The organism is Bacillus sp. SD127 (assembly GCF_058566445.1).
Genome location: NZ_CP191226.1, coordinates 390881 through 405238 on the forward strand (window position 1 = coordinate 390881; position 14358 = coordinate 405238).

Genomic DNA, 14358 nt, shown 5'->3' on the forward strand with positions numbered 1-14358 from the left:
TATTGACAAAACCTGCTAATGGATCTATTGTAGATAATAGTTATCCATAATGAACCAGGAGGGAACATAATGAAAATGAAATCGGGAATGGAGCAGGGAGTTTCTGTGCTGCTGTTACTGTCACGGCTGCCCGTGCAGGCTTCTTTAACATCAGAGGCGATCAGCCAGCGCTTGCACATGTCTCCGTCATATCTGAAAAAGCTGATGAGAACTTTGGTGCAGGCTGGTTTGGCAGAGTCCATACCAGGTACGAAGGGAGGCTTTACGATTACGAAGCCATTGACGGATATTACCCTCTATGATGTCTATCAAGCTGTTGAAGGAAGAGGTTCCATGTATCAAGGAAAAGGCCTTTTGCCATCTGTATTTGAGAGCGGAAATCCCTGTGTGCTGGAGACGGTAATGGGGGATATTGAGGATAAATGGGCTTCGCTCATGAAGGAAGAAACCTTGCAGGGTGTCATGAACAGAATCGGGGAGCTTTATGACCTCGAAAAAATTGATGATTGGGTACATCATCAGCTGAAAGGGCAATGGCAATGAAAAACAGCGGGCCTTTACATCAATCAGGATCAACAGGCATCTCAGTGTTAATCGTGCTCGCTCTCGGTTTTCTCATGGCTACGCTTGATGTAACCGTGGTGAATGTTGCAATTGCTGATATGAAAAACGTTCTTTCCCTTTCAATTTCAGGTGTGACGTGGGTTGTAGACGGGTACATGCTTACATTTGCTTCGCTTCTGCTGGCCGGCGGTGCGCTGGCTGACCGTTACGGCTCAAAGACCATTTATATGCTGGGTTTGGGCGTTTTTGTTCTTGCCTCATGTCTATGCGCTGTAGCAGCAAATGGCCAAATGCTGATCGCAGGTCGGCTGTTGCAGGGACTTGGCGCGGCTTTGTTTATGCCGAGTTCACTCAGCCTTTTGGCTGCCTCTTACCCCGATGAACGGGTTCGGGCCAAAATGTTTGGCTTGTGGGCCGCTCTCGTCTCCGCCGCCTCCGGACTGGGGCCTTTTATCGGCGGTGTTCTGGTGAATGCGGCAGGGTGGCAGAGTATTTTTCTGATCAATGTGCCATTAGGGGTTGCGGCGCTTATTTGCGCCTATCGAACGCTCAGCAGTTTCCCGGGAAAAGGCAGCCGGGTGAATATCACAGGGCATCTGCTTGGAATGGCGGCTCTCGGATTTCTTTCATTTGCGCTGATACAGGGCGCTTCAATAGGCTGGAGTTCGCTCACCATTCTCGGTGCTTTCGCGGCGGCGGTTTTGGCGTTTGTGCTTTTTCTTCTGAGAGAAATTTTTTCGGCAACATCTATTCTTCCTGCGTCATTATATAAAAATGGACGTTTCTCGGCAGCGCAGTTCGTTGGGTTTTTGCTGAATTTTGCTCTTTTCGGCGGTATGTTTATGCTAAGTCTATTTTTGCAGGAAGCAAGAGGCGCAAGTTCCTTTTTAGCGGGAGTCGAACTATTGCCGATGATGGCTGTCTTTGTGGTCGGAAATCTGCTGTTTGCCCGGCTGGCGAACCGTTTTGAAGCGGGGCTTCTTATGTTTGTTTCAATGGCTGTCAGCTGCATCATGGCATTGCTGTTATTTGTCATGGTTTCTCCGGATTTGCCTTACTGGCAGCTTGCGGTTCTGACATCTGTCATGAATCTTGGTGTCGGCATTACGGTTCCTGCCATGACGGCTGTGATTATGAAGACAGCGGGACAGGAGCATGCCAATATCGCAGGAACAGCTTTAAATGCCAACCGGCAAATCGGGGCATTGGTTGGCGTAGCGGTTTCCGGAGTGGTCATTCATCTGTCCGCCACTTGGTACACCGGAGCTGGGTTTACGTTTTTGATGATGGGCGCGGCATACAGTCTGGCCGCATTCCTTGTGTGGCGGTTTCTGACTTTTCATAAAGAAACGTCCGCTTCCGCATCATCTTAAAATCGTCCATTGTCTTTTCAAGGAATATATAGTAAGATATATGAAATTATTCAAACAGGCACTGATAAGGACACGAGATGCTTTTTACGGTTTCCAGAGAGGGAAGGATCAGCTGAAACCTTCCTAACGCAGAGAAAGCAGCTTACCGCCTTTGAGCCGTATCGGGGAAATTAAGTATCTGATACCGTCATGCTGCGTTACAGCACCGAGCCGACGAACATGTATGTTTGTTGGGAATTTGGGTGGAACCACGAATTTTAACACATTCGTCCCTTGTGAGGGATGGATGTGTTTTTTTATATGAGTCAATATATGCGATGAAAAGGACATGAATGATGTTTACGGTTTTCAGAGAGGGAAGAAAAGGTGCGAGCTTCCCAGCTTAGGAATATCATTTACCGCCTTGGAGCAGCGTTGGGGAACAGTCAGTATCCAATGCCGTTTATGCTGCGTTACAGCACCGAGCCGATGAACATGAAAGTTCGTTGGGAACTTGGGTGGAACCACGGGTTAATCACACACACTCGTCCCTTATAAGAGGGACGGGTGTGTTTTTTTATATACATATAGAAATGCGATGAAAAGGACATGAATGATATTTACGGTTTTCAGAGAGGGAAGGAAAGGTGCGAGCTTCCCAGCTTAGGAATATCATTTACCGCCTTGGAGCAGCGTTGGGGAACAGTCAGTATCCAATGCCGTTTATGCTGCGTTACAGCACCGAGCCGATGAACATGAAAGTTCGTTGGGAACTTGGGTGGAACCACGGGTTAATCACACACTCGTCCCTTACAGAGGGACGGGTGTGTTTTTTTATATACAACAATTAATAAGGAGTGTTTGAAATGAGTAAACATGTTAGTATTCAGCTTCCGGACGGACAGGTAAAGGAATATCCGAAAGGCACTACAGTCAAAGAGGCGGCTGCGTCCATCAGCTCCAGTTTGGAAAAGAAAGCAGCAGCGGGACAGGTTAATGGCCGGCTCGTTGATGTCAGCTTCAAGCTGGAGGAAGATGCTGAGCTTTCAATTATCACACTGGATTCTCCAGAAGGCTTGCAGGTGCTTCGCCATACATCAGCGCATGTGCTGGCTCAGGCAGTGAAACGGCTGTACGGCGAAGTATCTTTGGGAATAGGGCCTGTCATTGAAGACGGATTTTATTATGATATGAAGCTTGATCGGAGTCTGACTTCCGGAGATGTAGAGACCATCGAAAAAGAGATGAAGCATATTATAAACGAAAATATGGATATCAAGCGAATAGAGGTTTCTTACGAGGAGGCTGAAGCGCTTTTTGCAGAGAAAGGCGAGCCGTTTAAGCTGGAAATTTTGAAAGACATTCCGGGCGGGGAGAAAATGACGCTGTATCAGCAGGGAGAATTTGTTGACCTGTGCCGCGGGCCGCATCTTCCTTCAACAGGAATGATCAAGGCGTTCAAATTAACACGGGTGTCGGGTGCTTATTGGCGAGGAGACAGCCAAAATGAAGTCCTTCAGCGGGTGTACGGTGTTGCGTTTCAAAAGAAAAAAGATCTCGAGGCGCATCTGCATATGCTGGAAGAAGCAGCGAAACGGGATCACCGCAAGCTGGGAAAACAATTAGAGCTGTTTATGTTCTCGGAAGAAGCTCCGGGAATGCCGTTTTATTTGCCAAAAGGGCAGATTGTCCGCAATGAGCTGGAACGCTTTTCGCGTGAACTGCAAACAAATGCCGGCTACGCCGAGGTGCGTACGCCGTTTATGATGAATCAGCGGTTATGGGAGCAGTCGGGGCACTGGGACCATTATCGCGACAATATGTATTTTTCGGAAGTAGATCAGACTGCATTTGCAATGAAGCCGATGAACTGCCCCGGCCATATGCTCATCTTTAAAAACAGCCTGTACTCCTATCGGGATCTGCCGATTCGTATGGCGGAGTTCGGCCAGGTGCACCGCCATGAATACAGCGGTGCTCTAAACGGAATGCTCCGCGTCCGGACGTTCTGCCAGGATGACGCGCATATCTTTGTTCGGGAGGATCAAATCGAGAGTGAAATTAAAGAAGCCATTCGGCTGATTGACGAGGTATACCGCACATTCGGTTTCGAGTATACGGTTGAGCTTTCCACTCGCCCGGAGGATTCATCAGGTGAAGACAGCGTGTGGGAAATGTCTGAAAACGCCTTGAAACACGTCCTTGAGGATCTGGGTCTTCCTTATGAAGTAAACGCAGGGGATGGAGCGTTTTACGGAGCGAAAATCGATTTTCATATTAAAGACGCTCTGAAGCGGAGCCACCAATGCGCCACAATCCAGCTTGATTTTCAAATGCCGGAAAAATTTGATTTAACATATATTAATGAGCACAATGAAAAGGTTCGTCCCGTCGTCATTCACAGAGCGGTATTCGGCTCAATTGACCGTTTCTTCGGCATTCTGATCGAGCATTTTGGCGGAGCTTTTCCAGTCTGGCTTGCGCCGGTGCAGGTCCAAATTATACCGGTTTCTCACGTTCATATGGACTACTGCGAAAAGGTGCAGTCTGAGCTAAAGCGGCTCGGGATAAGAGTCAATATTGATGAACGCAATGAAAAGCTTGGCTACAAAATCAGAGAATCACAGATGCAGAAAATCCCGTACATGCTGGTGCTTGGGGATCAGGAAGTGAGTGAAAAGGCGGTAAACGTCCGTCAATTCGGACATCAGAAGAGTGAACAAGTTCCTTTTCAGGTATTTAAAGAGAATATTGTCGAACAGGCGAAAAATCGAAGCATGTAGGAGAAAAGTTGCGAATTCGCTGTTTGCTTTTTTGACTTTCCCTATCTGGTATCAGTAAAATAATAAGTAATCATATCGTTCGTATGTTATGAATGCATCTCGAAATGGGGAAATCTACATGGATCATGACAAACTGGAAGCAAATTTGCTGGATCACGCACTAACAAAATATTTGAAAAGCACGAAACTATTAGATGAAGCCACCGTTCCGAAACATGTGAATAATGTAAGAGGATTTATTCTGCGGATTATATATCGACACGGGAGCTGCACCATAAAGGACATTCTAAAAGAGGTCACGCTGTCTCCGTCTGCCACCACAACCGCTCTGAATCACTTAGAGCAGGAAGGGTTTATTAAGAGATCCAGAAATAACAATGACCGCCGGACCGTTTGGATTACGCTTTCTGAATCGGGGCAGGCAGCGGCTCTTCAGATGATTCAAAATCGCCAGCAGCTGATTGACGGCATGTTTGAACGTTTGACTGCCGAAGAGAAGGCAGCGTTTTTAGCTATTATTGAAAAAATGACGAAATAGAGATGAAAAAGCCGGCTTGCGAAGCGCCGGCTTTATATCAGATTATTCCATATCGCTTAGGCGTTTGCCTGCGACCGCGTAATGGTCTTTTCTCATTTCTTCTATAAAGACAACAATTTTTTCTTCAGAGGCACCGGTCGTTTCTTTCACGGCCTCTGTTACTTTCTCAACTAGATTGCGTTTTTGCTCGTCTGTACGGCCTTCAAGCATTTTGACGGTTACGTATGGCATAGGTGTGAATCCTCCTTTATATCGTTTCCTCTCTTTAGGAAAAGAGGCTTCTTATAGTATACTGAATAAAGTAAATTCTTGCATTTTTAGAAAGAGGGATCATCTCACTTGGACCGTTTTTTATATTACCCGTTGTCTCTAATGCCATATCTGGTCATTACCTTAATTGTTTCGTTTACAATGCATGAACTCGCTCACGCCTATGTCGCATATAAATTTGGTGACAATACGGCGAAAAAAGAAGGAAGACTGACGCTGAATCCTATCAAACACCTTGATCCGTTCGGGACCATTTTGATCCTGGTGGCCGGCTTTGGATGGGCTCGCCCTGTTCCCGTCAATCGCCGTTTCTTTAAGAAACCTCGTCTGGCCGGCGTACTCGTATCCATTGCCGGGCCGATCAGTAACCTGATTCTTGCGTTTATCGGTTTCTCTTTGTTAGTGTTGATGCATGCTTACGGAATGGAACTGCTTGCGGCATTCAGTACAGGACTGGACCAGTTCTTTTCAATCTGGATACAGCTGAACCTCATTCTGTTTTTATTTAATCTGCTGCCGCTGCCGCCGCTCGACGGCTATCGTATTATTGAAGATCTCGTCCCGCCGGGGGCGCGTGCCAAGATGACGCAAGCGGAAAGCTACGGCTTTATCGTCTTTTTGGTACTGTTTGTGACACCGCTCGGATCCTACGTGCTTTGGCCAATGCTCAATGCCGGAAGAGATTCGATTTTACATTTGTTTTCAGCGATATTTCAACCGCTTTTGTAGGAGGTAGAACTCATGGAAGAAAAAAAGAAAAAATCAATCGGGTTTAATATTATCAAAAGTGATCCGACAGACGGACACGGAGGCTTCGGCGTAGGGGCACTCAGCCTGGATAATATTTCACCTGTATTCGTTGATGTAGGGGAAAAAGAAGCGTTCGTTGATATCGGCGCGATGCATGCCCGCAGCGTCGTTGAAAAAGGCATTAAATTTCTGCCTAATAAAGAAGAAGTTCCAAACGGCAAACCATACTGGCTTGTGTGGGTGACGATTGACAGAAGAGAAGAGGGCCCTTATTACGCAGGGGTAACAGCCTGTGAACTGACGGTCGACAGAAGCATCAGAAGAGGCTACAAATCGCTCCCGGAGCATGTGAATCTGATGGATAAATCGATGAAACGGAACATTATCATTGATCAAATGGATGACAGCTCGAAGCAAGTACTTGGCGAATTTCTGAAAAACCATGACCTAGGCCTGTGGGAACGCTCTTCTGACGAATTGAAAAAAGGACTGCTTCCAGAAGAAAATTAATTTGTGAACTTTCTGTGAACTTTTAGAAAATTTGAATTATTTTCTGTGAACATTGAGTAAACTGGTGATACAGAAATAGGACATGGAAAATCCCGAGCCGAACCAAGACTCGGGGTTTTTCATTTTTTTTTTTGGCAGATAGGAGAGAGATATCATGTTTCAAACCATGAGGATTGGTGATTGGGTCATTGAAGCGGACGTGGAGGAAACGAGAAGGCAGTATGCGAAAGATATTTAAGATATGTGCGGGTGTCTTCTCTGTGAAAATGACCGGGAAGCAATGATAACACTGCCGCGTGAGAAGGCGCAAATGTTTGAGGATTTTGGTCTTCAGCCGTCTCTTTGTACGGAAATTAATGAATTTGGGCCGGAGGGTGACCGTCATCTTTATGTGGCCAGCTATTTTATTGTCGGACGTATTATAGAATGGAAAAAAGAATGGGATCCGGACCGTAACTGGTATATATCATTTGAAGTGCCGAGAGATGACCGCTTTATCCCCGAAGGATTCCCGAAACCCGTTCTCCAGCTTGACTGCGTGACGCTGCTCCCATGGATAATGGAAGAACCATATTAAATAACCCGGCATTCAAGCAGCCGGGTTATTTTTTAATGATTCCGTCCCAGCCATTTGTCCCACCACTTTTTCGGGGAAGCGGGCTTTTCCTTGACTGGATGCTGGTCTTTTGTTTGTTTGACAGGCTCTGAGCCGTAGCACACATTCGCTGGCTCTGTGCCTTTCACAAAATACGTGTAATGCTTGGCTGCGCAGCCGGGGCCGGAGGAGTAGCCTGTTGCCGGATCGATGTAGACGCCGGTCACGCCTTTTGGCGGTTTAAAGGCTGTTTCTGGTTCTCCTTTGAGCGCATCCTCCATAAACTCCGCCCAAATGGTTTTGGCGTAGTTTTTTTCTGCGACTGAGTCAATGGTGCTGTTTTTGTCATAGCCCGTCCATACACCCGCAGCCAGCTTCGGGTTGAAGCCGATCATCCAGCTGTCTGCGCTTGTTGTGCCTGATTTTCCCGCATAGGTTCTAGTCAGGCGATCCGCGATTGTCCGTCCTGTCACGGATGTATAGCCGTTTAAATCTGTATCAAACATGCCTGTCATCATATTAGCGGTTACAAAGGCAGCTTTTTCATCCAGCACTTGTTTATGCTGATTCGGGCTTTCGTACAGTACATGTCCGGCCGCATCAGTCACCCTTGTGATAAAGGTCGGTTCGATTTTCTTTCCGCCATTTGCCAGCATGGCATAGGCGTTGACCATCTCAATCGGGCGCACCGGTTCCGTGCCGAGGGCCAAGGATGGCAGCGCTTGGAGCTGCGCGGTGATGCCAAATTCCTTTGCCGCCTGAACGAGCTTGTTCATTCCGAGAAAGAGATGGGTTTTCACAGCATAAATGTTGTCAGACAGCGCCAGGGCCTGAAGAAGCGTAATCGGTTTGTTTGCGTAGTAACCGTTATAGTTGCTTGGAGAATAGGTTTCTCCCTTTGCATCGATTTGAAACTCGGTTTCTTCGCTTTTCATCAGTGTCACTGGCGTAAACCCGCTCTGAATCGCTTTATAATACAGTAACGGTTTGATTGTCGAAGCTGGCTGGCGTTTCGCCTGTGTCGTCCGGTCAAACGGGCTTTTTTGATAATCTCTGCCGCCGACAAGAGCGAGAACGTTTCCTGTGCGTGGATCAATGGCTGAAAATCCGACTTGAATGTCAGAACCGGCGTTAACCGTTTCGGTAATGGTTTCCTCGGCAATGCGCTGAAGCCGTTTATTCACGGTTGTATACACATTTAACCCGCTCGTTTCAATTTGCTCCCGTGTCATGCCGAGTTTTTTTTCCAGGTCTCTCATCGCATTATCATAGAAATAAGGCGCTTTTCTGCTGATGGCGTGTTTATTCAACGGTTGATAGGAAAGAGGCTCCTTGATCAGCTCGTCCGCTTTTTTGCGGCTGATCATCTGCTGCTTTTCCATCATCCGCACAATTGTTTTTTGGCGATCCTTGGCCTTTGTTTCATTGACATAAGGCGAATAGCCGGAAGGGCCTTTCGGAATACCGGCCAAAAGCGCCGCCTCCGCATCTGTCAGGTTTTTGGCATGCTTGCCGAAATAGAGGCGGGACGCGGCTTCGATGCCATAGGCGCCGTGGCCGTAGTATATCGTATTTAAATAGCCTTCTAATATCTCGTCCTTAGAATAGTTTTGTTCCAGACGAATGGTATAGAATGCCTCATTCCATTTGCGTTTCCACGTTTTGTCGTGTTCAAGATACAGGTTTCTCGCATATTGCTGGGTAATGGTGCTTGCGCCCTGAACCTTGGCCAGCGCTTTTAAGTCGGCCAGCGCCGCACCGGCCATGCGTTTATAATCAAAGCCATGGTGATCATAGAAGTTCTGGTCTTCAATCGCCACCGTCGCTTTTACAATCGTCGGATTCATGTCTTTTAAGGGGACCCAATAGCGTTTTTCGCCATAGTTCGTCTCCCCGAGTTTAGAGCCGTCGCTCGCAAACAAAATCGTGGATTGCGGCACTTGAACCGAGGGAGCGCCCTGGTATTTGGCTATCAAAATGACAGTCATAAACACAGCAGCTGCCGCTAAGCACGCGAAAGCCCCAAGAAAGATAAAGGCGCGAACGGTTTTGAGCGTCAGTCTCAGCCGTTTATTTGTCATTGCATCCACAATGGTTCCCCCTTTTTTTATGTTTCTACTATTATGAGAAAAAAAGATTGTTTTTAAACATCGCGTGACAGGACGCATCTTTACTTTTTCCCCGCCATCCTCTATACTTTTTCCTTAGGTGAAAATGCGATTTCAACCGGGAATAAAAGCTGAAAAGACGCTTACAATAAATGAATACAGCCTTGAAAGGGAGATGACAATTGAGCGAACTTTGGTACACAGAGAAGCAGACGAAAAACTTTGGCATTACATTGAAGGTTAATAAAACATTACATACAGAACAAACTGAGTTTCAGCATTTAGAAATGGTGGAAACAGAAGAGTTCGGCAACATGCTGTTTTTGGACGGTATGGTGATGACGTCAGAAAAAGACGAATTCGTTTATCACGAAATGGTGGCGCATGTGCCATTGTTTACGCACCCAAATCCGGAGCATGTGCTTGTAGTCGGCGGCGGTGACGGCGGCGTCATCAGAGAAATTCTGAAGCATCCGAGCGTGAAAAAAGCGACACTTGTTGATATTGACGGCAAGGTCATCGAATACTCTAAAAAGTTTCTTCCTTCTATTGCGGGAAAACTTGACGATCCGCGTGTTGACGTGCAGGTGGATGACGGATTTATGCACATTGCGAAATCTGAAAATCAATACGACGTCATTATGGTAGATTCAACTGAACCAGTCGGGCCTGCGGTAAACCTGTTTACAAAAGGGTTCTATGCCGGAATCGCGAAGGCGCTGAAAGAAGACGGCATTTTTGTCGCTCAGACGGACAACCCATGGTTCACACCGGAATTGATCACAAATGTACAGCGTGACGTGAAGGAAATCTTCCCGATTACGAAGCTGTATACGGCGAACATTCCGACATACCCAAGCGGTTTGTGGACATTTACAATCGGTTCGAAAAAATATGATCCGCTTGCAGTGGAAGACAGCCGTTTCTTTGATATTGACACGAAATATTACACAAAAGATATTCATAAAGCGGCGTTTGTTCTGCCGAAATTTGTGAGTGACCTGATTAAATAAAGAATGTATGGCGCAGGAGCGAATCTTGCGCTTTTTTAAAGGAAAGCGAGGGTTTTATAGATGAGATTTGATGAAGCTTATTCAGGAAAAGTATTTATCGCGAGCCGTCCAGAGTGGGAAGAGGCGGACGCCATCCTTTACGGCATGCCGATGGACTGGACGGTGAGCTATCGGCCGGGATCACGCTTCGGCCCGGGAAGAATCCGCGAGGTGTCAATCGGCCTTGAAGAATACAGCCCGTATCTGGACCGTGATCTGGCGGACCTGAACTTCTTTGACGCCGGCGACATTCCGCTGCCATTCGGAAACCCGCAAAAAAGTCTTGATATGATTGAAGAATATGTGGACAGCATTTTAGAAAAAGGAAAATTCCCGATGGGTATGGGCGGGGAGCATCTCGTGTCATGGCCTGTCATGAAAGCAATGTATAAGAAATTTCCTGACCTGGCGATTATTCATTTTGATGCACATACGGATCTTCGCGTCGACTATGAGGGAGAACCGCTTTCTCACTCAACGCCGATCCGCAAAGCTGCAGAATTGATCGGACCGCAAAATGTGTATTCATTCGGAATTCGTTCCGGCATGAAAGAAGAGTTCGAATGGGCAAAGGAAAACGGCATGCACATCTCTAAGTTTGAAGTGCTTGAGCCGCTGAAAAAGGTTCTTCCGAAGCTGGCAGGCCGTCCGGTATATGTCACAATCGACATTGACGTATTAGACCCTGCTCACGCACCGGGAACAGGAACGGTTGACGCAGGCGGCATCACGTCTAAAGAACTGCTTGCATCCGTCCATGAAATCGCACGCTCAGAAGTAAACGTGAAGGGCGCTGATTTAGTAGAAGTAGCTCCGATTTACGACCACTCAGAGCAAACGGCAAACACAGCCAGCAAAATCATTCGTGAAATGCTGCTTGGGTTTGTAAAATAAGAGAAACATCCAGACTCTTGTCTGGATGTTTTTTGTTCCCATGCTTTGCAAACATCTTATTCAAGATGGAAAGAGGGGACGAAAAAAACCGCCGATAAAGGCGGTCTTAGATCATAGCACGTTGTGCAACATCAAAATGTTCTGTAGATGAATTTGATACTTCTACTGTGACAAATACAGCACTCACCGCTAAACAAGCGAGTAATAATTTATACTTCCATTTCATATAAATTCACCCCCCCTTGAATGTGCTGTCTTGCTTCTTCAACCTTTAAAAAATAAGTAGATGCTTTTTTGTAATTTTCCTGCTGATGATAATACTTAGCAACATCGAGTGCAAAGTCTTCAATATCAGCATACATCATTTTACTTTCAAGGAAAACAAAACATTTTTCTATTGCCTCTTCATCAGGTCCAGACAAGTATAAAGATTCCAAAAATTCAAACTCCATTAAGTACACAGTGTCTCCGGCAGCTATTGAATATTCTCTTCCTTTTTTATGATATTCACAAGCGTTATCAATCTTACCTAATTTAAAATAAATTTGTGTAATTAGGAAAAAAGCTTGTGGCAGTGAAGGAAGCATTTTCGATTCTTCAAATACATGAATAGATTTTTTTACATACTCTATCGCTGATTCAAGACTGTGTTGGTTTTGCTTGCAAAGTGCAATATTATAAAGCGTTCTTCCCATTAGCTGCGGCTGCTGTGCCGCCTCAGCAAGTGTATAAGCTTTTTGGAAATGAGCAATTGCTTTATCATACTGTTTCAGATCCAAAAAGTTAGCTCCAAACAGGGATTGGCATTGAATCATTCTGATATCATATGTAGTTTGTTCGTTGTATATTTCAAAGGCTTGACGTGCATAGTCCATAGACACATAAGTTTGCTTCATATAGTAATAAACTTCTGACATTTTGAAAAAGAACTCAGCTTTATCAATTTTATCTTTAACAAAAGTCAGTTTGCTCTCTGCTTTTTTAAAAAATTGAATGGCTAATATATATTCCCGGCGGTCCAGTTCGTACATACCTCTGAAGAAATTAAAGTAGTATTCAAGCAGTCCGGTTAAACGAGCCTGTTTTTTATCGATTTCAAGCAGCAAATCGGACAGTCGCGGCTGTTCCTCTATCCGCATGTTTTCTAACGGTTCAAGATACTCAAGCATCAGATTGTGCCGGAATTCCATCAGTGAATAATACAAATGAAGATCCTGGTCTTCTTCCATTTGATCCAGCTCTTGTTTGATTTCTCTTCGTAAATATTCCGCATCCGGTATGCTGAATCGGCGTATGTACATATACCATTCATTAATCTTTTCTCCAACGGAAGAAGAAGATATGACACTTGTCACGTTTGAAAATCCCTCCCTTCATTATTCTATATATGTCATATTTTATCATCATCATTCTTGTGAGAAGCGCAAAAAAACCGCAATCTTTTCTTTCGTTACACCGCATGATGGCCGGAATTTCTTCAAAAACAGCTTTTACCCTCGGCTGTTTGTACAAGCAAATACATTCACCTTCCATATTCTGTTGTATCTGCGTGAGCAGTGTATGTCTGAAAAGGAAGTGATGAAATGAGGAAAAACAAGCTTTCCTTTAAAGAAAAAGCAGAAGCTGCACAAGATTGTTTATGTTTTTGTGAGGAAGAAACCAGTCGTGAAGCCATGTTTCAAGCGCCGATTGAATTGCCTGAGGGGTTTGTCGTTGATCCGGCTGAAGCTGTTGCAAACGTCACGTGGAATGCAGACAGCCTTTCTTGTGTCAGTGAACGTTGCTTAATTCAGACGGGGCCTGAGCCTGATGAAATCGGTGTTCAATTTGCAGTACGCCTGCAGGGAACCGTTACGCTTCTTGTCAGTGTCTCACCTGTGCGAAACCAATATGGACAAGGGGAGGGGGCTGTTTCTGTCATTCACAATGTGGAGATCGATCAAGTTGTCTATTATTCTGATGAACCGGATGATTGTCCGGATGTCAGTGACATTACGATCGAGAACCTTGTTGTCGTCCCGCCATTTTACGGCAGTCCATTATCGGTGACGGGAACGATTGTGCTTGTACCTGCGCCGGAGCCCGAACCCGTTTATGCGTTCACAGCGAATCCAGATGATCAGTCGGTTTCTGTGATTGATACCAACACTCATACTGTTGTGACGACGATTTCTCTTCCATACCAACCTACAAGGATAGAAAAGGCGCCAGATAACACCTCTGTGTTTGTTTTGCATTACTATGATCGTGTCATTTCTGTCATCAGTCAAGACACATTGAGTGTTACAGCTTCTATTTTGCTGGATCAGCCGCCGGAATCCATATCTTTTATACCTGGACACGAATTTTTTTATGTTGTCGCTGGTGGTGCCATAAATGTGATAGGAATTGAAACCTTAACTGTTGAAAGGTCTATTCCTTTTGAAGGCTTTGATGTTGCAATTGATCCAAATGGATTGTTCGCGTATCTGCTTGGTTTCGGTTCAGTGCAAAGATTGGACTTAAACACAGGTGAAGTGACAGGAACTATTGAACGGGATCTTATCGTAAATGCCCTAGAAACGGGTTGGCCGGAACGTTACCTTTATGTATTAGAACAAGAATTCTTTTTCAATTATTTGACGGTGATTGATTTGAATACATTTACGATCAGCAGCACCCAAGAGCTGGAGTATGAGGGTGAATATGGAATGTTCAAGAGCGGATCAGGGGTGTATTTGTTTGATGATTTCACTCACAATCTATATTCCGTCAGTCCAAGTGGTGCAGGCGTAATAGGAAATCTTCCGCAATCGGCAAGAGACTTTGCGTTTACGCCGAATGGCGAATTTCTGTATGCAACAAATTTTATAGAGCAAAGCATCACTGTTTACAACACGGATGATTATTCTGTGGAAACTGTCATATCGCTTGGCGTTTCACCGAGTGACATTGCGATTTAA

14 protein-coding genes and 3 other annotated features are annotated in these 14358 nt (G+C 45.5%); of the genes, 10 read left to right on the top strand and 4 right to left on the bottom strand.

Annotation, left to right across the window (positions count from 1 at the left end; all coding sequences use genetic code 11):
- Positions 1-69: 69 nt before the first annotated feature.
- The 4 genes from ACQVGS_RS02055 (at position 70) to ACQVGS_RS02070 (ending at position 5237) form a co-directional block, all read left to right on the top strand.
- Entirely contained in the window at positions 70-543 is a 474-nt protein-coding gene (locus ACQVGS_RS02055) for an Rrf2 family transcriptional regulator (protein WP_024123232.1), read from the top strand.
- Complete coding sequence (locus tag ACQVGS_RS02060) at positions 540-1937, top strand: MFS transporter (protein ID WP_316961131.1); 1398 nt, start codon at positions 540-542, stop codon at positions 1935-1937. The genes ACQVGS_RS02055 and ACQVGS_RS02060 overlap by 4 nt, the downstream gene beginning before the upstream one ends.
- A 52-nt stretch (positions 1938-1989) precedes the next feature.
- Positions 1990-2214, top strand: a binding site (T-box leader).
- A gap of 31 nt (positions 2215-2245) precedes the next feature.
- Positions 2246-2472: a binding site (T-box leader), on the top strand.
- Positions 2473-2505: 33 nt separating this feature from the next.
- Positions 2506-2730: a binding site (T-box leader), on the top strand.
- Between the two features lie 52 nt (positions 2731-2782).
- The gene (gene thrS / locus ACQVGS_RS02065; protein ID WP_316961130.1) at positions 2783-4699 is read left to right on the top strand and encodes a threonine--tRNA ligase; all 1917 of its coding nucleotides are present in this window, start codon (positions 2783-2785) and stop codon (positions 4697-4699) included.
- A gap of 118 nt (positions 4700-4817) precedes the next feature.
- Complete coding sequence (locus ACQVGS_RS02070; protein ID WP_024123229.1) at positions 4818-5237, top strand: MarR family transcriptional regulator; 420 nt, start codon at positions 4818-4820, stop codon at positions 5235-5237.
- A 42-nt stretch (positions 5238-5279) separates the two neighbouring features.
- Here the strand turns inward: ACQVGS_RS02070 and thmT are convergent, their stop codons facing one another.
- Positions 5280-5468, bottom strand: coding sequence for a 2-hydroxymuconate tautomerase (gene thmT, locus ACQVGS_RS02075; RefSeq protein WP_003222038.1), 189 nt, complete (start codon positions 5466-5468; stop codon positions 5280-5282).
- A 108-nt stretch (positions 5469-5576) separates the two neighbouring features.
- Here thmT and ACQVGS_RS02080 point away from each other — a divergent pair, with 108 nt between their 5' ends.
- The 3 genes from ACQVGS_RS02080 to ACQVGS_RS02090 all read left to right on the top strand — a co-directional run bounded on the left by ACQVGS_RS02080 (position 5577) and on the right by ACQVGS_RS02090 (position 7344).
- Positions 5577-6236 (top strand): site-2 protease family protein, encoded by a 660-nt coding sequence (locus ACQVGS_RS02080; protein WP_316961129.1) that lies wholly within the window; start codon positions 5577-5579, stop codon positions 6234-6236.
- 12 nt (positions 6237-6248) lie between these two features.
- Complete coding sequence (locus tag ACQVGS_RS02085; RefSeq protein WP_491830835.1) at positions 6249-6767, top strand: YwhD family protein; 519 nt, start codon at positions 6249-6251, stop codon at positions 6765-6767.
- A gap of 280 nt (positions 6768-7047) precedes the next feature.
- Complete coding sequence (locus ACQVGS_RS02090) at positions 7048-7344, top strand: hypothetical protein (RefSeq protein ID WP_223203888.1); 297 nt, start codon at positions 7048-7050, stop codon at positions 7342-7344.
- A 32-nt stretch (positions 7345-7376) separates the two neighbouring features.
- Here the strand turns inward: ACQVGS_RS02090 and ACQVGS_RS02095 are convergent, their stop codons facing one another.
- Positions 7377-9452 (bottom strand): transglycosylase domain-containing protein, encoded by a 2076-nt coding sequence (locus ACQVGS_RS02095; protein WP_024123226.1) that lies wholly within the window; start codon positions 9450-9452, stop codon positions 7377-7379.
- 200 nt (positions 9453-9652) lie between these two features.
- On the opposite strand from ACQVGS_RS02095, the gene speE reads away from it, so the two are divergent.
- Positions 9653-10483, top strand: coding sequence for a spermidine synthase (gene speE, locus ACQVGS_RS02100; protein ID WP_064815948.1), 831 nt, complete (start codon positions 9653-9655; stop codon positions 10481-10483).
- Positions 10484-10543: 60 nt separating this feature from the next.
- The gene (speB, locus tag ACQVGS_RS02105; RefSeq protein WP_095712788.1) at positions 10544-11416 is read left to right on the top strand and encodes an agmatinase; all 873 of its coding nucleotides are present in this window, start codon (positions 10544-10546) and stop codon (positions 11414-11416) included.
- 106 nt (positions 11417-11522) lie between these two features.
- Here speB and ACQVGS_RS02110 read toward each other — a convergent pair whose 3' ends face one another.
- Positions 11523-11642, bottom strand: a complete 120-nt coding sequence (locus tag ACQVGS_RS02110; protein WP_024123223.1) for a PhrC/PhrF family phosphatase-inhibitory pheromone — start codon at positions 11640-11642, stop codon at positions 11523-11525.
- Positions 11626-12771, bottom strand: a complete 1146-nt coding sequence (locus ACQVGS_RS02115; RefSeq protein ID WP_024123222.1) for a response regulator aspartate phosphatase — start codon at positions 12769-12771, stop codon at positions 11626-11628. The genes ACQVGS_RS02110 and ACQVGS_RS02115 overlap by 17 nt, the downstream gene beginning before the upstream one ends.
- 228 nt (positions 12772-12999) lie before the next feature.
- Between ACQVGS_RS02115 and ACQVGS_RS02120 the strand changes: the two genes are divergently transcribed.
- Positions 13000-14358, top strand: a complete 1359-nt coding sequence (locus ACQVGS_RS02120) for a YncE family protein (protein ID WP_106019735.1) — start codon at positions 13000-13002, stop codon at positions 14356-14358.

Bases quoted from the DNA above. Each gene is read 5' to 3' on its own strand.
- ACQVGS_RS02055 (WP_024123232.1), top strand. From the start codon at position 70: ATGAAAATGAAATCGGGAATGGAGCAGGGAGTTTCTGTGCTGCTGTTA.
- ACQVGS_RS02060 (WP_316961131.1), top strand. From the start codon at position 540: ATGAAAAACAGCGGGCCTTTACATCAATCAGGATCAACAGGCATCTCA.
- thrS (WP_316961130.1), top strand. From the start codon at position 2,783: ATGAGTAAACATGTTAGTATTCAGCTTCCGGACGGACAGGTAAAGGAA.
- ACQVGS_RS02070 (WP_024123229.1), top strand. From the start codon at position 4,818: ATGGATCATGACAAACTGGAAGCAAATTTGCTGGATCACGCACTAACA.
- thmT (WP_003222038.1), bottom strand. From the start codon at position 5,468: ATGCCATACGTAACCGTCAAAATGCTTGAAGGCCGTACAGACGAGCAA.
- ACQVGS_RS02085 (WP_491830835.1), top strand. From the start codon at position 6,249: ATGGAAGAAAAAAAGAAAAAATCAATCGGGTTTAATATTATCAAAAGT.
- ACQVGS_RS02090 (WP_223203888.1), top strand. From the start codon at position 7,048: ATGATAACACTGCCGCGTGAGAAGGCGCAAATGTTTGAGGATTTTGGT.
- speB (WP_095712788.1), top strand. From the start codon at position 10,544: ATGAGATTTGATGAAGCTTATTCAGGAAAAGTATTTATCGCGAGCCGT.
- ACQVGS_RS02110 (WP_024123223.1), bottom strand. From the start codon at position 11,642: ATGAAATGGAAGTATAAATTATTACTCGCTTGTTTAGCGGTGAGTGCT.
- ACQVGS_RS02120 (WP_106019735.1), top strand. From the start codon at position 13,000: ATGAGGAAAAACAAGCTTTCCTTTAAAGAAAAAGCAGAAGCTGCACAA.